Below are 18146 nucleotides of genomic sequence, written 5' to 3'. Positions count from 1 at the left end.
GCCACAGACACGTGTTGCTCACAGGTGACTTTATGAATATTTCTTCGCTTAACAATCCGTCTAATGCCAACTCCTCTTTGACTAATATATTGGGTCAGCCTGGTACTGCTGCACAAAGTTCCACCCAGAGTAAGGCGCAAAAGGTAGAGCAACTACCGGAAGGTTTATCTTTACAAGACAAGCGTCAGACGGCGTTGCAAATCGTCAATCGGACTTTGACTGCCGCCTATGAAAAAATCAGCTCGCGCGGCCAATCAGCCAGTGCCGAATACGAAAAAAATGAACCGCTAACGGCAGAGAAAGTTGCCGGTAATATCCTGGGCTTTATTGAGCGTCGCTTACAATTAGATGTGGCTGAAGGTGCTACCCAGGAACAATTGCAAGCGCGCCTGGAGGCTGGCTTATCCGGATTCAAAAAAGGTTTTGCGGAAGCAAGTGAAAAGCTGGAGGCGCTTAGCTTGTTGTCTCCGGAAATCAAGACTGACATCGGCAAAACGTATGACCTGGTACTTGAAGGTGTCGATGAGTTGCGCAAAAAATTCATCGATTCCACTAACCCCACTGATAGTAAACCGACTCCACCAAACACTGGTGAAGTGAAAACCTCAACCAAACCAGCGACCAAGCTGGATGTCCCTGATTTTTTACCGGCGGCTACCAGCAGTTATCTTGGTTACGGTAATTATGAGTATGGTCGTGCACGCGAATTCAGTTTTGAGTTGACGACTAAAGACGGTGATAAAGTTACGATCAAAGCTACTTCAAGCGAAGGTTTGGCTGTTGAAGCGGGGCGTGCAGGGCGTGGTAATAATTCTGTGGGCGCGCTAAATGCGAGTTACAGCTCAAGCGAATCGTTTTCCGTGAATGTAGAAGGCGATTTAAGTGAAGAGGAATTGGGGGCGATTAACGATTTGTTAGGTCGCGTTAACGATTTGGCCGGACAATTTTTTGCGGGCAATCTGGATTCTGCATTTGAACAAGCAATAAACCTCGGTTATGACGATGAACAAATTGCTACTTTTTCGTTGAACCTGGCTCAAGCGGAAATACAACAGGTTACCCAGGCTTATCAAAGTGTCGGGCCGGCGCGCGGAACTGACGACAGTAAACCGAATTTGTTGAGTGAGCAATTATTGCCTTTAGGTAATTTTATTAAAGACTTGCTTGATAGCCTTGATAAAGCATCAATATTTGACCAGCCACAAGCGTTGTTAGGCAATGTTGCTGAAAAGGTAACTGGTGCTGGCGAAATAGAAGAGCAGCAAGGCAAACGTTTCCGTGATTTTATGGATCAAATCCTTGCGCTTGAGTTGCGTTAAGTTTTTTATTATCCCCGATATTGATAAACTGCATTCTTTAACCGGAATGCAGTTTTATGAAAACAGTCTACCTCTATTCCACTGCAGGCTGTCATTTGTGCGATCTAGCCTGGGATATTCTTGCTCCGCTCATCAGTAATTTGCCATTGCGTCTGGAAGAGGTAGATATTGCCGAATCCGATGAGTTAATTGAGCGCTACGGGGTGCGAATTCCAGTATTGAAATTTAACGATTTTGAGGAGGAGCTTGGTTGGCCTTTTGATACAACACAAGCATCAATATTTTTGCAAAAATTTTCATATGAATGATGTAAAAATATAAATGCTACTCTGTATTAAGACGACTCCAGACCCAAAGTATTCATGGTTTCAGCAACCCAACGCAGTGAATCCACATAAATCTTTGCCAATTTTTCTTGTGTTAAGCCTTTGGTAGCAAGGGCCTGCCAATCAATTTTCTCCCATTCCCCTTGCTCATGGGATTGAACCAATTGCAACACCATGCCTTCAGGGCCTGAATGATTAAGCATCGCTTTGTTGAGCGATTCACTTAAGGAAAGATTTGCTAATAATTCTTCCAGTGGTGTATCCAGAAAAGCATCCAGTGTTGACAATAATCCTACCGTAAAAAAGGCATCTGGCCGATGGTGTTGATTGAGTTCGCTGGAGATAAGCTCACACATGCGCGCACGAGTAAGCGCTGCAATACTCAATTCGTGTGGCTTACCACTTAAATTGGAGAGCGCCAGTAAATTCACCCAGTTTCTGAGTTTATTTAGTCCAAGCAACATAATGGCTTGTCGTAGTGATTCTACATCGCGGGATAAACCGAACGCCGCCGAATTTACCAGGCGCAGCAGTTTAAAACTCAGGAGTGTATCGCGCGCAATCATGCGTTCGATCTTTTCAATGGGAACGTCAGGATCATGTAGGGCTGACAGTAATTGCAATACGGATTGTTTATTTTCCGATATTTTTTTGCCGGTAATGACTTTTGGCTTTGCCAGGAAGTAACCCTGAAATAAATCGAAACCCAACGCTTTGCAACGTTCAAACATTTCGTAGGTTTCAACTTTTTCCGCGATCAGCGTAATACCAAACGGCTTTAAATAATCAATGTGGTGCTTTAATTTTTCTGCCGATAAATACAAAACATCCAGTTTGATAATGTCGGCGTAAGCCACCAGGGTTTCAGTTTCCTTTGTTAATTCAAAATCATCCAGCGCGATGGTATAACCTTGATCGCGCAATTGCATGAGTGAATGCAGCATTGCTGCATCTACCTTTTGCCCTTCCAGGACTTCGATAACCAATTTTTGCCGGCTGAACGGGGGCGGTGTATCTATTAGCGTGCGGGTGAAATTCACAAATGCTTTGTGTTTGCCAACAACTTGCTCAATAGATAATTCTGTGAACGCATTAAGTAATACTTGTGAGCTGGCTGCATCTCCATCGCGAGTTCCAATTTGGGTCAGTTCACTGTTGCGACATAAAAGCTCATACGCAACAACTTGCATGTTGCCGTTGAAAATCGGTTGACGTGCCAGTAACGGAATCGCTTCGGTCATAAAAAAGATCAATTTGTCATTGTTGTCATTGTTGTTAATGTTGATCAGCCAATCATGGAGTTGGCAACTATAGAAGTGTAGACCTTAACTTTCAGCTTACCAGCATTTTCCAGGATGTTAACCGGTGCGAGACAATATTCCGGGACAATGCATTCCGGAATATTGCTAATCAATGTGGGTTATCCTGAATTATCTTGATCGGCCCGGGTGCGATTTGTATTTTCCAATTCACGAATAAGTAATTCGTCTGGCCCTGCACTGCCGCGCATTAATTGTTGTGTGCGATGGCAAAGTGATGATGTTGCGCGGTTGGTTGCAATGTACCAAATTATGATTACAAGGCAGGGCAATACAGGTAATAAGATGAATAAAACAAGTGCACCAGAATCTATCCTGTGAGACAGGACGCTGGCCCATAAATTCAATGCATAAAAATAGATTATAAAAATCGCCACGATAAACTCCCTGGTTATCAGATTGTTCGCAGCGAAATCAAGGGCATTAAAAACACAAAGGCCGCAGAGTTGTCGCTGCGGCCTTTGGGTATAAAAATAAATACTTTTTACCTTCTCGTCCGCCATGGCAAAGCAAATCGTGCAATCGCAATTGATCGCCACGCGTAATGTTTGCTTGCAAAACGAGGTGTATACATAAGTAACATTCGGTCAGGGGTAAAAAGGAATTCGACTCTAATCGATTTTATAGCGGGCGACAATCAATTTCGTAATAAAAAAACAAATGAATTCAATGGCAGGGATCGCCCGCGTTTTTTTAATTACCTGGATAGCTGATTAATGTTGGGCAGAGCAATTACTTATTGCCTATACTTTTTATTGTTTATTCAATGCCTTGGCAAGCGCAATTAGGGTAGGGGTATGTCCAAGTTACTGGATTCAATAGATCAACGTACGCGCCTGGTCGGTGAAAATCGGCTGGAGCTGCTTATGTTTCGCTTGGGGGGCAGGCAGCTGTTCGCCATCAACGTGTTCAAAGTGCAAGAGGTTGTAAAGGTTCCCAGGCTGCGTCATGTGCCCCATAGTCATCCGCATATATCGGGTGTTGCACATTTGCGTGATCAGGCAGTTCCGGTTATTGACCTGCGCGCGGCTATTGGGATGAGCCCGCTTAAAGACATCGAAAATGCAAATTTAATTGTGGCCGAGTACAACCGTTCGGTGCAGGCCTTTTTAATCGGTGCTGTGGACAGGATCGTTAATTTAAACTGGGAATTGATTTTACCGCCTCCAAAAGGCACTGGTCGTAGCCATTTCCTTACCGCAATTACCCGTATTGACGATCAGCTGGTTGAGATTCTGGATGTGGAGCGGGTACTTGCGGATATCATCCCGTATAACACCCGTGTTTCAGATGAGGTGCTTGATTCAGATCTGGTTGCCGAGGCTCGCCGTCGCAAACTAAAAATCCTGCTGGCGGAAGATTCTCCTACTGCTGTTAAACAAGTCAGGGAAACGTTGGGAAATCTTGGTATTGAGGTACTGTCAATGCAGGATGGCCTGCAGGCGCTTACACATTTGCGTCAGTGGGTTGCAGCTGGCCACAAAGTGACTGATGAAATTCTAATGCTGGTCACCGACGCCGAGATGCCGGAAATGGATGGGTATCGCCTGACTGCGGAGGTGCGCAAGGATCCCGCGTTGCAAGATTTGTACGTGGTGCTGCACACATCGTTAAGTGGTAGCTTTAATAAGGCGATGGTAGAGAAAGTAGGATGTAATGATTTCCTCTCCAAATTCCAGCCGGACGAACTGGCGAAGGTAGTACAAAAACGCTTGCGTGAATTTTTAGGCGCGAATAAAAATTGATTCTTTGACAAGCTGTCAACAATAAAACGCCGGCACAATGATGCCGGCGTTTTATTTTCCAGAGCTGTAAGTTCAGAGAGCCGAACTCTCACACATTCAGGAGCAGGGCGTCAATTACAGGTGACGGGTTGCCTCTGCCGGCGTAACAAAATTTGTTTCTTGCCCCAGTCGATATGCATATATCACCGAGAAAGACAGTATGTTTTGTACGTAGCCACGCGTTTCTTTATAGGGAATGGCTTCAATCCATACGTCATAAGGAAGCTGCGAATTCTTTTCTTTGTTGAGCCATTTCTTAACACGCGATGGGCCTGCGTTATAAGCAGCAGCGGCAAGTATTCGATTGCCATCAAATACATCCAGCAAGTGATTTAAGTAGCGACTGCCTAAAGCGATATTTTTTTCCGGTGTGATTAAATCATTCGGTGAAAAACTCAGGCCATTTTTTTGCGCTGTATGTTTGGCTGTTGATGGCAATAATTGCATTAGGCCCACCGCACCGGCGGTGGATTTTGCATCGTGCATAAACGCACTTTCCTGGCGTGTCACCGCGAAAATAAACAGCGGGTTTACCGAGGTTTGTTTGGCGGCACGGTTAACGTGATCTTTGTAAACAATCGGGAAGCGTACTTGCAGTTCATCCCAGGATTGGGCTTCAGCCATTAACTGGATGCCATGGCGATACCAACCCCATTTTTCCGCAAGGCGCCCGGCGATAATCATTTGTTCTGTGGGCATGCGACGCGCACTGTGAAAATACTCGCGGCTAGCCGCGGCTAATTCGTTGCGCATAAAAAATTCGCGCGCGCGTTGCATACCTTGTGAATTTTCAACCGCGCGAATTTGTTGTTCAGTTACGCTGAGTGGCCTGTCTAATAAATGATAAGTGCCGCCGGTTTTATCGGCCGCCAGAAAACCGTAGAAGCTGCGAGCGGGCGCAACGCTTTGGTAAATCGCCATGGGCGTTTCACCATTTATTTCTTTGATATCAAGCTGCTCCATGGTGCGCGCTTGCCAATAACGCCAGCGCTCGGATTTGCGTGCATCTTCTGGTAAACGGGCAAGCCATTCATTAACGCGCTCCCAATCCTGTTTGCGCAACGATTCGCGCAATAACCACTCTAGCAAATCAGTGCGCGTTAAATTGGGTGTAGATGCTGCTAATTTTTCAGCATCTGCTTCGTGATCCTGGCGCAACAAGCGCAATGCAATTTCATATTTGATATCAATACGATCTTCATCGCTGAATAATTGTTGTGCGTCATACTGATGCCACAATGCCAGCGCTTCTTTGGCATTGGTACGGGCGAGTTTTTCAAGTCCGTGCAGAATAACTGCTTTCATTTGTACAGACTGTTTGGAGAATTTTGCAGTTTGTTTAAGCAACCGTGGATTGGCATCTACTTCCTGCATTAATACTGCAGCAGGGCGAACACTGGTTGGTAATAAATTACTTAAATAACTCGCCATACTTTTGTTGCCGGCTTTGACTGCTTTTTTGTGTCGCTCCCAAATTAACTCCGGTGTCATCAGGCCAGCTTTTTTCCACTCATCAAAAACCGGGTCACACGATTTTGATTGGGCTTTATCAATATTCCATAGTACTGCTACATCCTTAAGTGCCGTTTTATCGCCAGTTGCCAGGCGCGCACGCACGTGCAGGCAGGTGAGTTCAGGGTCAGTTAAACGTGCATCGTAAAAATGCAGGTAATCGCTCCAGCGCTCGCGCTGTGCCAGGGTTCGCAACCAGCGGTGGGTGAGACGTTCCGATAAATAAGAATCCGGATAACGGGTAAAAAATGATTGCACTTCTATTTTGGGAAGTGTGATTAAACGATCAGTGAGCTCCTGGTATTCAAGATAAGGCAGCAGGGGATAATGTTGCAGTTGTTTTACCAGGCGTTGGTATTCGCCCATATTTTTAGCGTTTAGCGCTTTTTGCGCTTGCGTATATCGTTGTCGCTCCAACTGGCGTTGATCCTGTTTTGCCGGGGCTGCTTTTGCGGCAGGAGTCGTTGCTGCTTCGGCGCTGATCAAGGTCATACTGCCGATGAATACACTGGCACTGAGTGTGACTGGCCAAAGTATTTTCGAAAACCTCATGGGAACCTCAATTTATTATAAAACCGTGCGGGTTGGTTCTGGCTGGCTGGTGGGATATGATGCGGCACTTTTTTCGCATCCCGTGATTGATTGAGAATACCAGCCAACCGGGGCTTCTGCCAGTATCATTTTGGCTGGAAAACTACCTGAATTATTCTTTCTATGTCTTTGATTAAAATTGAAAAAGCCGGCCTTAGTTACGGCCTGCAAGTATTGCTTGATGGCGTTGACCTGAGTATCGAAAAAGGTCAGCGTTTGTGTTTGATTGGCCGCAACGGTGCTGGGAAGTCCAGCCTGCTAAAAGTTATCGCCGGCGAGGTGGATCTGGATAAAGGCGAAGTCATTCGTCAAAACGGTATCCGCATTGCGCGCCTTGAGCAGGATTTGCCAGAAGCGGATGACCGTTTGGTGTTTGATGCAGTGGCTGCCGGTAGCGATGGTACTGGCCAATTGCTGGCAGAATATCGTGCGCTTTCCCACGGTGCTGAAATTTCTGATGCACAACTTGCGCGCATGACGCAATTGCAGCAGCAAATAGAAGCGCGCGATGGTTGGCTATTGCAGCAAAAAGTGGAAGAGATTATTTCCCGTCTGGATTTACCGGCGGATCGTTACATGCGTGAACTCTCCGGTGGCTGGCGTCGTCGCGTTGCACTGGCTCGGGCATTGGTGCTTGAGCCGGATGTATTACTGCTTGATGAACCAACAAACCATCTGGATATCGCAGCCATCGAATGGCTGGAAAAACAGTTGCTGGCTTTCAACGGTGCGTTGATTTTTATCACCCATGACCGCTCTTTGTTGCAAGCATTGGCAACTCACATTGCTGAGTTGGATCGTGGTAATTTGCGGTACTGGCAGGGTGATTACAGCAGCTTTTTGGTGTACCGCGAACAGGCATTGGCTGATGAAGCGCGCCACAACGAATTGTTCGACAAAAAATTAGCTCAAGAAGAAGTGTGGATTCGTCAGGGTATTAAAGCGCGACGCACTCGTAATGAAGGGCGCGTACGTGCATTGAAAGCATTGCGTGTTGAGCGCGCTGAGCGCCGGGAAGTTGTAGGCAAAGCTAACTTTACTCTCGCCAGCAGCGGTGACTCAGGTAAGTTGGTCGCTGAGCTTAATGATGTTTCCTATGCCTGGGGTGATAAACAAATTATTAAACATTTATCCACGCGTATTATCCGTGGAGATCGAATCGGTTTGGTCGGTGCGAATGGAGCGGGCAAGAGTACGTTGCTCAAATTAATTTTGGGTGAGTTGCAGCCGCAATCCGGTACGGTTCGTTTGGGGACTAATTTACAGGTCTCCTATTTTGATCAGTTGCGCGATCAATTGGATCTGGATAAAAACGCTGTCGATAATATTGCCGAAGGGCGTGAGTTTATTGATATTGATGGCAAATCCAAACACATCTTTTCTTATCTGAGTGATTTCCTGTTTAGCGGTGAGCGCGCTCGCACACCTTTGCGTGCGCTTTCCGGTGGTGAGCGCAATCGCGTATTACTCGCTAAATTGTTCAGTAAGGCGGCGAACTTATTGGTGCTTGATGAGCCGACTAACGATCTTGATGTTGAAACACTGGAGCTGCTCGAAGAAATATTGACGGATTATTCCGGCACTATTTTGCTGGTCAGCCATGATCGTGCGTTTCTGAATAACATAGTTTCCAGTGTTATTGCCTTTGAAGGGCGTGGCAATGTCCTCGAATATGTTGGTGGATATGATGACTGGATTCGCCAGGGAGGAAAATGGACCCAGGCGGATGAGTTGCCGCAAGTCACTGCTGCTAAACCCGAAACAAGTAACGTAGTTGCTCCGGCAGCAACAACTGCAAAAGCGGCTCCCAAGACTAAAAAGCTAAGTTATAAATTCCAGAAGGAATTTGATGAGTTGCCGCAAAAAATTGAAAGCCTCGAACGTAAACTAACTGCGTTGCAAGCCGAAACAACAGCCGGGGATTTTTACACGCAATCTGCCCCTGTTGTTGAAAAAAAACTGCAGGAACTGGCCCAGGTCCAACAGCAATTGGATGATTGTTTTGAGCGCTGGGCAGAATTAGAGGATATGCAGCAGGAATAAGCCAATCATCGGATTGTTTTATTCCTGTTCATGATTCTTCGGTTTGTTTTCGTACCAATACTGCAAGTACGTCACACGTGGCGCCGTGCAATACGCTGTTTGGGGTAGAGCCGAGCAGTAGGGCAAAGCCTTTACGGCCATGGCTACCAACAACAATCAAATCTGCCGATTCCTGTTCCGCTAAATAATGCAATTCGGCAGCAGGTTGACCGACTAAAACGTGCTGCTGCTGGATCGGGTAATTCGTGGTTTTTGCAAGCTGGGCCAATTCGGCATTTGCTTTATGAACTTGTTGTTCCTGGACTCCGCTGAGGTCAACTGGCATGTCGCCCCCATACGCAAATGCGATGGGCTCCAGGACATAAGCTAACGTCAATTTGGCCCGACAAGCGCTGGCAATTCCGGCTGCACGTTGTATGACGGTAGGACAGTCTTCCGATAAATCCACACCTACAATGATATGGCGGTAGCTGATTGATTCACTCATGATGCTCACCTCTCTCCGACGGATGATTAACCTAGTGACAAGATTAATCTAAGCCTAGTTCCTCTTTGGTAAATATTTAGGGTTGTCCATGAATATCTGGTTTTTTGTAATTCTTATTTTGGCTATTTCACTCGTGCTTGGGCCCATAGCAATGTTGCGGCCAAATCCAGCCCAGAAGCGTAAAGAGGCATTGCGCCAATATGCCACGAAATTGGGGCTACGCTTTACCTTACGCAAGCTGCCAAAATTAAAAACAGATATGGAAGACCCGGGCATGTCGCCGGTTTACTATTTAACTCCAACAGCTGCAATGCAAGTATTGCCTACCTGGATTCTGGTACGTACCCAATATGAGCATGAAGGGAATTTTTATCGCGAGTGGGACTGGTATAACGAGATTCGCCCTAATCAAGCGGTACGTGCAAAATTAATGGATTATTTGCCGAAATTGCCTGGCTCAATTGCAGTTATCACTCAGGGAGAGGCCGGAACCGCTCTATTCTGGGGTGAAAAAGGGGATAAGGATATATTGGATCTGATAGCCTCGGCGCTGAATGATTTACAAGCGGCTGCTATTGCGGATTTATCAGTGTAGTTTGAGTGCTGCGGAGGTTGGCTCCCGTAATTCCCTGCTTAGGCCAACCCGGTCACCGTCTACCATTTCGCTCAACTCTTTAATCATTTTCAGGCGGCGAGGGTCCTGATGCATTGACTCCATCAGTAATTGCTGTGCCTTGCGATAAAAAGCCTGAGCGGAAAAGCGATCACTAATCGCCATGGATTTTTCGCCTTGGCCAATGTACGACATCACTGAAACCATAAGGTAAGCCCAACGCAATTCGGAAAGGTATGTATCCAATTCGACTTCATTAATAACTCCGCGCGCTGCCAGCTGGGTTATCAGATGCATAGCTTCATTAAGGTGTAACTGCGTTTTTGCAATCTGCGCGTCACTCTCACGCTGGTAGCTGATATGTGGCCGGGTCTGGGGATTCAAAAGTTCTTCTGAATAAAGCTCGCTCTTGTGAATGGCAGCTTCAATATGTTGCGGATTCTTATCTTCAAGCGCCAGCATTTGCTGCTGCAAACCAATAATCATGTCGTTGATATGTTTGGTAATAACCCGGTTAGGGATAGTTTGCTCAAGGGTAATTACTACCTCATTTAATTCATCAGCCTGATTGCGCAAGCGCCGCTGCTGCAGCCGGCGCTCGCGCTGCCGCTGCTGCATGCGGTTAATAACACTGACACCTACAAGTGTTACAAGCATCAAAAAAACGAGAACAACAATTAGGGTCATGCGTAGTCTATTTGGTCTGTTGGTCGCAATAGCGCGAAATTATTGGTTTTTGTTTTTGAATCATGATTTTTATTAAGTTCTTTTTAAATCAATGCGTTAATAACAAAAGTTAAAGTTGCTTAAAGTGCCATCTTAGGATTGATTTTGCGTGATTGCCAGAGCTCAGCTATAAGTCTTCATGGAAATAATCGCTTGACCCCTTGCGGCTCAGGTCTTATATATGCGCACCTTCAAACGCTAGTTTAGCCTTTTTGATGGCTCTGCAGTATTAGTTTGGCATATTTTTCAACTTGCACAGCCTTCCTTTATATAGAGACATTTCTAACCATCATGGGTAAATCTTTAGTTATCGTAGAGTCGCCTGCCAAGGCAAAAACCATTAATAAATACCTGGGGAATGACTTTATCGTTAAATCCAGTATTGGCCACATTCGCGATTTGCCAACCAGCGGTGGAGCCAAACCGGTTGATGCTAAAGAGCGTGCCAAACAGGCAGCTGCGACCAGAAAAATGTCTGCAGAGGATAAGGCTCGCTATCAGGCTCAAAAAAGTAAGAGCCAACTGATTAATCGTATGGGCATCGATCCCGAAAACAATTGGGAGGCCCAATACGAAATTCTTCCCGGAAAGGAAAAAGTGGTAGAGGAGCTGAAAAAGCTCGCTGAAAAGGCCGACACGGTTTATCTCGCAACCGACTTGGATAGAGAGGGAGAGGCTATCGCGTGGCATTTGCGTGAGGCAATCGGAGGTGATGAATCCCGCTATCGCCGTGTTGTTTTTAATGAGATTACTAAAACTGCCATCCAAAACGCGTTTAAAACCCCGGGCCCTATTGATCAAAATCGTGTAGATGCGCAGCAGGCCCGTCGTTTTCTGGATCGGGTTGTGGGATATATGGTCTCGCCATTGCTATGGGAAAAGGTTGCGCGTGGTTTGTCGGCCGGGCGCGTTCAGTCTGTTGCGGTTCGTCTGGTGGTAGAGCGCGAGCGTGAAATTCGTGCATTTATCCCGGAAGAATACTGGACATTATTTGCCGATTTGCAGGCAGGCAAAAACCAGGTCGCCAGTTTCGAAGTGAAAAAGCAAGGTGATGAAGCGTTTAAGCCAATTAATGAAGCGCAGGCGATGGCTGCGGTCAAAGCGTTGCAGGGCGTCAGTTATAAAGTTTCCAGCCGCGAAGATAAACCAACCCACTCCAAGCCTTCTGCTCCCTTTATTACTTCAACTTTGCAGCAGGCGGCAAGCACTCGTTTAGGGTTTGGTGTTAAGAAAACCATGATGATGGCTCAGCGTTTGTATGAGGCAGGCTATATCACTTATATGCGTACAGACTCCACTAACCTCAGCAAGGAGGCGGTAGAGGGTTGTCGCGATTATATTCTTGGTCATTATGGCAAACTTTATTTACCTGAATCGCCGGTTACCTACTCAAGTAAAGAAGGGGCCCAAGAGGCCCACGAAGCGATTCGCCCATCGAATGTTGAGGTTTTGCCCAATCAATTAAGTGGAATGGAGCGGGATGCTGAACGACTTTATGGGTTAATTTGGCAGCAGTTTGTGGCTTGTCAAATGACCCCTGCCGAATACACCAGTACGAGTGTTGTGGTTAATGCCGGTGAATACGAGTTGCGCACTCGGGGCCGTGTAATTCGCTTTGACGGTTACACCAAAGTGCTGCCGCAAATCGCGAAAAAAGATGAAGATGTTGTTTTGCCTGAGATGAAAGTTGGGCAGGTATTGCCACTCATCAAGCTGAATCCCCAGCAACATTTCACCAAACCTGCTGCGCGTTATACCGAAGCCAGTTTGGTAAAGGAGTTGGAGAAGCGCGCAATTGGTCGCCCATCTACTTATGCCGCAATTATCTCCACCATCCAGGAGCGTGGGTATGTGCGCCAGGATAATCGTCGTTTTTATGCTGAAAAAATGGGCGATATAGTAACTGAGCGCTTGGTGGAAAGTTTTGATGATCTAATGGATTACGGTTTTACCGCTAACATGGAAGATGCTTTGGATGTTGTCGCCCAGGGTGGTAAGAATTGGCGTGATTTACTTGATGAATTCTATACGGGGTTCAGTAAGAAGCTTGAATCTGCATCCAGCTCCTCTAACGGCATGAGGGCAAATGATCCAACCAACACCGATATTTCTTGCAATCTTTGTGGTCGTAACATGCAGATTCGCACCGGGAGCACAGGTGTGTTTTTGGGGTGTTCCGGTTATGCACTTCCCCCCAAAGAACGCTGTAAAAATACAATGAATTTGGTGTCTGGTGATGAGGTTATCGATGCTGAAGCGGATGAGGAGGCTGAATCTCGACAACTCCGTTCAAAGCATCGCTGCAAGCTTTGTAATTCTGCGATGGATTCTTACTTGCTGGATGAAAGTCGTAAACTGCATATTTGTGGCAATAATCCCGATTGTCCTGGCTATGAGGTGGAGCAGGGCACCTACCGCTTAAAGGGGTACGAAGGCCCGACAATTGAGTGCGATAAATGCGGCAGCGAAATGCAGCTAAAGACGGGCCGTTTTGGCAAATATTTTGGTTGTACTAACAGTGAGTGTAAGAATACTCGCAAGCTTCTGAAAAGTGGCGAAGCGGCACCGCCAAAAGTAGAACCTATTTCCATGCCGGAATTGCGTTGCGAAAAAGTGGATGACCATTATGTTTTGCGTGATGGTGCGGCAGGTCTTTTTCTGGCGGCCAGTCAATTCCCGAAAAATCGTGAAACCCGTGCTCCTCTGGTGGAAGAGCTATTGCCATACAAAGATCAAATTGATCCCAAATATCATTTCCTGTTATCGGCTCCCGCCAAAGATCCAGAGGGTAATAAGGCAATTATTCGCTTTAGCCGTAAAACGAAAGAGCAATATGTCCAGACCGAGGTCAACGGTAAGGCGACTGGCTGGAAGGCCTTTTATAACGCTGGTAAATGGCAGGTACAGAAATAATATTAATGGCCAGCTAATGCTGGCCATTTTAATTCGCATCCATATTTTTCATCGCACTTATTTACATGAGCAATCACCTATCCCTGGTTAACCAAAAACTTGGTTTCGCTACAGCAATTCTTTTCCTTGCAGATAATGCTTCTGATGCAACAGCCGGCCAGCAGTTTCAGCGGCAAGCAGCCTATGAGTCATCATTGCTTCATTTATATACAGCTTTCCATTTTTACTTGCGTGAGCTGGCGGAGAACAATGGTATTAAAAATCCTGAAACCATCAACTCCCTTGGAGAACTATCCTCTTCATTGCATGAATTGGGAAAGTGCCCGTCGGAGGTTGTTGAATTGCAGGAGCTTGAGAACCGGGAAGGGAGTTGGCTAAGAGATGTTCTGCGGTATCATTTGCAGGTTTTTAAATCCCCCCCAAAAAAAATTGAAAAGAAAGCTTTCGGGGCTGAAAACTTCATTGAGGTTGTGGACTTGACCCAGGTTGAGCCTGTTCATACAGCATTGAATTCTGAATTGCTTAAAAATTGGATTGGTGAGTTCAAGACTATGGTTTTGCGTCAGCGTCAAACTGGCGCTGAGTATTAATGAGAAATGCATAAAAAGTTGAAGCCACATAATGACTGTGGCACAATCAGCACCCTTCGCGCGACCGACCCGATGATTTTTATAAAAAACATTAAAAATCAAATAGTTAATGCGCAGTAAGATTTAGTCAGCACCTATCTTCCATGTAAGAAAAGGTGATCCAATGCGGACGTGGTGAAATTGGTAGACACACCAGGTTTAGGTTCTGGCGCCGCAAGGTGTGAGAGTTCGAGTCTCTCCGTCCGCACCATATTCTACGGGGTTTTATAATAAGCCCCTGATCGACCGCCAAACATTAGTTATCTCACGAGGCACATATGCAGGTTTCACTTGAAACAACATCTGGATTGGAACGTCGCCTGACAGTAGGCGTACCTGCGGAGCAAGTTGAAAACGAAGTTGAAAATCGTTTGAAGCAAGCTGCTCGCAATGTCAGCATTAAAGGTTTCCGCAAAGGCAAAGTGCCCCTGTCTGTAGTTAAGCAACGTTTTGGTGCTGGCATTCGTCAAGAAGTTGTTGGTGATGTAATTAGTCGTTCGTTCTACGCTGCTGTACAGAAAGAAAATGTAAAACCAGCTGGTCAGCCTTCTATTCAACCAAAACAATTGGCTGTCGGGCAAGATCTGGAATATGTGGCGACTTTTGAGGTTTATCCAAGTGTTGCCCTTAGTGACCTTTCTGCTTATGAGATTAATCGTTATAAGGCTGAGGTGACTGAAGCTGATGTAGACAACATGATCGAAGTGTTGCGCAAGCATCAGGCTACCTGGTCTGTGGTAGATCGTGCTGCGGCAGATGGTGATCAGGTTGATATCAACTTTGTTGGCACTAAAGATGGCGTTGAGTTTGCCGGCGGCAAGGCTGATAACCATAAATTGGTGCTGGGTTCAAAATCTATGATTCCTGGTTTTGAAGACGGTATCGTAGGTTTGAAAGCGGGTGAGAAAAAAACTGTTTCAGTAACCTTCCCTGATGATTACCAGGCGGAAGAGTTGAAAGGTGCTGCCGCTGAATTCGTTATCACTGTAAATAACGTTTTTGAAGCGCAATTACCAGAGCTCAAAAAAGAGTTTTTCCAAAAGTTTGGAGTAGAAAAAGGCGGCGAGAAGCAGTTCCGTAAAGAAGTTAAAGCCAATATGGATCGTGAATTGGCTAATGCGCTTAAAGCCAAGGTAAAGGGTCAGGTAATGGATGCGTTAATTGCTTCTCATACCACTGAAGTGCCGAAAGCGTTAGTTGCTAATGAAGTTGAGGTTTTGCGTAATCAAATGTTGCAACGATTTGGTGGGCAGCAGCAAAATTTTGATGTGAAGTCTTTGCTTCCGGACACTATGTTCCAGGAAGAGGCTACTCGCCGCGTTACTCTGGGTTTGATTGTTGGCGAAATTGTAAAAGCTAATAAACTTAAGCCGGATGCCAAGCGTGTCCGCGCAATGATTGAAGAAATTGCTTCTACATACCAAGAGCCTAAAGAAGTTGTTGAATACTATAACGGTAACCAGGAGTTGCTGGCTGGTGTGGAATCGGCAGTTCTTGAAGACCAGGTAGTTGATTATATTTTAGGTCAGGCGAAAGTTGTTGATTTGGAAACCAACTACGACGAAATCATTAAAGCCAACGCTCAGCGTTAATTGTTTAAAAAAGCTGCAAAACACTCGTTTTGCAGCTTTCCCTTCTTCGAATACCTCCCAAAATCCCTCTTTATACTGGCATATAATCCCATCACGGGTTAAGCTCTCTAATGTCAAAACCTAACAGTTCTCAAATTTGGCGATGCTATAAAAGCCCGCTTAAGGACAAAATGCACGATGTCATACGAATATATGAATTCCCATTCTTCTACAATTAATAGCGGTTTAGTTCCTATTGTTATTGAGCAGACGGCAAGGGGGGAGCGGTCTTTCGACATATATTCCCGATTGCTGAAAGAGCGCGTTATATTTTTAGTAGGGCCTGTAGAAGATTACATGGCGAATCTTGTGGTTGCTCAACTATTATTTCTTGAAGCTGAAAATCCGGATAAAGATATTCATTTATATATCAACTCTCCTGGCGGTTCAGTAACGGCTGGGATGTCAATATACGATACCATGCAATTTATAAAACCAGATGTCAGCACTATGTGCATCGGTCAGGCATGCAGCATGGGTGCATTCTTGTTAAATGCGGGAGCGAAGGGTAAGCGTTTTTGTCTACCAAATTCACGTGTAATGATTCATCAGCCAAGCGGTGGCGCTCAAGGGCAAGCATCCGATATTCATATTCAGGCGCAAGAAATACTAAAAATTCGGGCTAAATTGAATGAACTGATGGCTTTCCATTCGGGTCAACCAATTGAGAAAATAGAAGTAGACACTGAGCGCGATAACTTCATGTCTGCGCACCAGGCTAAAGAATATGGCTTGGTTGATGCGGTTATTGAAAAGCGAATTCAGCCAACCAAATAGCTTTAATTGTCAAATTTTTTGATTTTTAGTCAAGATAAAAGGTGAGAAAAGTGCCAAATTCTACTCTGATAGCTTGAAATTTGGCTCTTCGACCTGACAATTGTTATAGAAATTTTGATGGAGTGGGCCAATGACCGATCACACTAGTGACTCAGGTGATAAAAGCGGAAAGTTACTGTATTGCTCTTTTTGTGGCAAAAGCCAGCATGAGGTTCGTAAGCTAATTGCGGGCCCATCCGTTTTCATTTGCGATGAATGTGTTGATTTGTGTAACGACATTATCCGCGAAGAAATTCAGGAAAATGCCACTGAAGGCAATTCAGAAAAATTGCCGAAACCGCATGAGATATCAGCAATCCTTGATCAATATGTAATTGGTCAAAAGAGGGCCAAGAAGGTATTGGCGGTAGCTGTTTATAATCATTACAAGCGTTTGCGTTTTGGTGACAAGGCCGGCAAAGATAAAGAGCAAGTTGAGTTAGGCAAAAGTAATATCCTTTTAGTTGGTCCTACAGGCAGTGGTAAGACTTTGCTTGCAGAAACGCTTGCTCGATTACTGGATGTCCCCTTTACAATTGCAGACGCTACTACCCTAACCGAAGCGGGATATGTGGGTGAGGATGTAGAAAACATCATTCAGAAATTGTTGCAAAAGTGCGACTATGATGTTGAAAAGGCGCAGCAAGGTATTGTTTACATTGATGAAATCGATAAAATTTCTCGTAAGTCCGATAATCCATCAATCACCAGAGATGTGTCGGGTGAAGGTGTCCAACAGGCATTGTTAAAGTTAATTGAAGGTACTGTTGCATCTGTTCCTCCTCAAGGTGGACGTAAACATCCCCAGCAAGAGTTTTTACAAGTAGACACATCAAATATCCTATTTATATGCGGTGGAGCTTTTGCGGGGCTGGACAAGGTTATTCGAGATCGTTCGGAAAAAGGTGGTATTGGATTCGGTGCTGAAGTTAAGAGCAAAGATGAAAAGAGAAACTTTGGCGAAACGTTACACGATCTGGAACCAGAGGATTTGGTGAGATATGGCTTAATTCCTGAGTTTGTAGGACGCTTACCTGTCATCGCAACATTGGATGAGTTAGATAAAGCCGCATTGATTCAAATTCTCACTGAGCCTCGTAATGCATTGACCAAGCAATATGCAAGATTATTCGAGATGGAAGGTGTTCAAATTGATTTCAGGACGGATGCGTTGGACGCGGTTGCGGAGCGCGCACTTGAGCGTAAGACCGGTGCCCGTGGTCTACGTTCAATTATGGAATCGGTATTGCTTGATACGATGTATCGAATTCCAGCTGAAGAGCATGTTGTCAAGGTTGTAGTTGATGAGTCAGTTATAAAAGGCGAGTCTGAGCCATTGTTGGTATATGAAACTGCTGAAAAGCAACCAAAAGCTGCAGCTGATGAATAATAAATCCTGAGTGATTTTTATTCAGGAAAAACAAAAAGAGCGCAATT

The 18146-nt window shown here is 45.4% G+C and carries 15 protein-coding genes and 1 tRNA gene; 11 read left to right on the top strand and 5 right to left on the bottom strand.

Going from position 1 to position 18146, the window contains the following annotated elements:
- Positions 1-32: 32 nt before the first annotated feature.
- Both A596_RS08900 and A596_RS08895 read left to right on the top strand, forming a co-directional pair.
- Positions 33-1319 (top strand): DUF5610 domain-containing protein, encoded by a 1287-nt coding sequence (locus A596_RS08900; protein ID WP_039913793.1) that lies wholly within the window; start codon positions 33-35, stop codon positions 1317-1319.
- 56 nt (positions 1320-1375) lie between these two features.
- On the top strand, positions 1376-1627 hold the full coding sequence (locus A596_RS08895; RefSeq protein ID WP_039913791.1) for a glutaredoxin family protein: 252 nt from the start codon (positions 1376-1378) through the stop codon (positions 1625-1627).
- 26 nt (positions 1628-1653) lie between these two features.
- Here A596_RS08895 and A596_RS08890 read toward each other — a convergent pair whose 3' ends face one another.
- Both A596_RS08890 and A596_RS23515 read right to left on the bottom strand, forming a co-directional pair.
- Positions 1654-2886, bottom strand: coding sequence for an EAL and HDOD domain-containing protein (locus A596_RS08890; protein WP_039913790.1), 1233 nt, complete (start codon positions 2884-2886; stop codon positions 1654-1656).
- A gap of 179 nt (positions 2887-3065) precedes the next feature.
- Positions 3066-3341 carry a hypothetical protein gene (locus A596_RS23515; RefSeq protein ID WP_152600131.1) on the bottom strand — a complete coding sequence of 92 codons (276 nt, stop codon included), beginning with the start codon at positions 3339-3341 and terminating at the stop codon, positions 3066-3068.
- A gap of 420 nt (positions 3342-3761) precedes the next feature.
- Between A596_RS23515 and A596_RS08880 the strand changes: the two genes are divergently transcribed.
- A complete protein-coding gene (locus A596_RS08880; protein ID WP_039913787.1) occupies positions 3762-4709 on the top strand; it encodes a chemotaxis protein CheV in 948 nt (315 codons plus the stop codon).
- 114 nt (positions 4710-4823) lie between these two features.
- On the opposite strand, the gene A596_RS08875 is transcribed toward A596_RS08880, so the two are convergent.
- Entirely contained in the window at positions 4824-6812 is a 1989-nt protein-coding gene (locus A596_RS08875; protein ID WP_039913786.1) for a transglycosylase SLT domain-containing protein, read from the bottom strand.
- Positions 6813-6974: 162 nt separating this feature from the next.
- On the opposite strand from A596_RS08875, the gene A596_RS08870 reads away from it, so the two are divergent.
- The gene (locus A596_RS08870; protein WP_039913784.1) at positions 6975-8894 is read left to right on the top strand and encodes an ATP-binding cassette domain-containing protein; all 1920 of its coding nucleotides are present in this window, start codon (positions 6975-6977) and stop codon (positions 8892-8894) included.
- Positions 8895-8922: 28 nt separating this feature from the next.
- Here A596_RS08870 and A596_RS08865 read toward each other — a convergent pair whose 3' ends face one another.
- Positions 8923-9381, bottom strand: a complete 459-nt coding sequence (locus A596_RS08865) for a universal stress protein (RefSeq protein WP_084128162.1) — start codon at positions 9379-9381, stop codon at positions 8923-8925.
- Positions 9382-9469: 88 nt separating this feature from the next.
- Between A596_RS08865 and A596_RS08860 the strand changes: the two genes are divergently transcribed.
- A complete protein-coding gene (locus A596_RS08860; protein WP_039913783.1) occupies positions 9470-9976 on the top strand; it encodes a hypothetical protein in 507 nt (168 codons plus the stop codon).
- Here A596_RS08860 and A596_RS08855 read toward each other — a convergent pair.
- Positions 9968-10651, bottom strand: coding sequence for a hypothetical protein (locus A596_RS08855; protein WP_235425653.1), 684 nt, complete (start codon positions 10649-10651; stop codon positions 9968-9970). The genes A596_RS08860 and A596_RS08855 overlap by 9 nt on opposite strands.
- Before the next feature lie 360 nt (positions 10652-11011).
- Between A596_RS08855 and topA the strand changes: the two genes are divergently transcribed.
- From topA to clpX, 6 genes are all read left to right on the top strand, one after another.
- Positions 11012-13633 (top strand): type I DNA topoisomerase, encoded by a 2622-nt coding sequence (topA, locus tag A596_RS08850; protein WP_039913780.1) that lies wholly within the window; start codon positions 11012-11014, stop codon positions 13631-13633.
- Between the two features lie 65 nt (positions 13634-13698).
- Entirely contained in the window at positions 13699-14223 is a 525-nt protein-coding gene (locus A596_RS08845) for a DUF6586 family protein (RefSeq protein ID WP_039913778.1), read from the top strand.
- Between the two features lie 165 nt (positions 14224-14388).
- A tRNA-Leu gene (locus tag A596_RS08840) sits at positions 14389-14473 on the top strand.
- Positions 14474-14540: 67 nt separating this feature from the next.
- Positions 14541-15854 (top strand): trigger factor, encoded by a 1314-nt coding sequence (gene tig / locus A596_RS08835; protein WP_039913777.1) that lies wholly within the window; start codon positions 14541-14543, stop codon positions 15852-15854.
- Between the two features lie 177 nt (positions 15855-16031).
- Positions 16032-16670, top strand: a complete 639-nt coding sequence (gene clpP, locus A596_RS08830) for an ATP-dependent Clp endopeptidase proteolytic subunit ClpP (protein WP_039913775.1) — start codon at positions 16032-16034, stop codon at positions 16668-16670.
- A gap of 130 nt (positions 16671-16800) precedes the next feature.
- A complete protein-coding gene (gene clpX / locus A596_RS08825; protein ID WP_039913773.1) occupies positions 16801-18099 on the top strand; it encodes an ATP-dependent Clp protease ATP-binding subunit ClpX in 1299 nt (432 codons plus the stop codon).
- The last annotated feature ends 47 nt before the right edge of the window (positions 18100-18146 follow it).

The sequence above is a fragment of the Cellvibrio mixtus subsp. mixtus J3-8 genome, assembly GCF_000766945.1.
Lineage (GTDB): Bacteria > Pseudomonadota > Gammaproteobacteria > Pseudomonadales > Cellvibrionaceae > Cellvibrio > Cellvibrio mixtus_A.
This window is presented reverse-complemented; position numbering and strand designations above follow the sequence as displayed.

Excerpts from the sequence above, each read along its gene's own strand:
- clpX (WP_039913773.1), top strand. The coding sequence starts at position 16,801 with ATGACCGATCACACTAGTGACTCAGGTGATAAAAGCGGAAAGTTACTG.
- A596_RS08875 (WP_039913786.1), bottom strand. The coding sequence starts at position 6,812 with ATGAGGTTTTCGAAAATACTTTGGCCAGTCACACTCAGTGCCAGTGTA.
- A596_RS08895 (WP_039913791.1), top strand. The coding sequence starts at position 1,376 with ATGAAAACAGTCTACCTCTATTCCACTGCAGGCTGTCATTTGTGCGAT.
- A596_RS08860 (WP_039913783.1), top strand. The coding sequence starts at position 9,470 with ATGAATATCTGGTTTTTTGTAATTCTTATTTTGGCTATTTCACTCGTG.
- tig (WP_039913777.1), top strand. The coding sequence starts at position 14,541 with ATGCAGGTTTCACTTGAAACAACATCTGGATTGGAACGTCGCCTGACA.
- A596_RS08845 (WP_039913778.1), top strand. The coding sequence starts at position 13,699 with ATGAGCAATCACCTATCCCTGGTTAACCAAAAACTTGGTTTCGCTACA.
- topA (WP_039913780.1), top strand. The coding sequence starts at position 11,012 with ATGGGTAAATCTTTAGTTATCGTAGAGTCGCCTGCCAAGGCAAAAACC.
- A596_RS08900 (WP_039913793.1), top strand. The coding sequence starts at position 33 with ATGAATATTTCTTCGCTTAACAATCCGTCTAATGCCAACTCCTCTTTG.
- clpP (WP_039913775.1), top strand. The coding sequence starts at position 16,032 with ATGTCATACGAATATATGAATTCCCATTCTTCTACAATTAATAGCGGT.
- A596_RS08890 (WP_039913790.1), bottom strand. The coding sequence starts at position 2,886 with ATGACCGAAGCGATTCCGTTACTGGCACGTCAACCGATTTTCAACGGC.
- A596_RS08855 (WP_235425653.1), bottom strand. The coding sequence starts at position 10,651 with ATGCTTGTAACACTTGTAGGTGTCAGTGTTATTAACCGCATGCAGCAG.
- A596_RS08865 (WP_084128162.1), bottom strand. The coding sequence starts at position 9,381 with ATGAGTGAATCAATCAGCTACCGCCATATCATTGTAGGTGTGGATTTA.
- A596_RS08880 (WP_039913787.1), top strand. The coding sequence starts at position 3,762 with ATGTCCAAGTTACTGGATTCAATAGATCAACGTACGCGCCTGGTCGGT.
- A596_RS08870 (WP_039913784.1), top strand. The coding sequence starts at position 6,975 with ATGTCTTTGATTAAAATTGAAAAAGCCGGCCTTAGTTACGGCCTGCAA.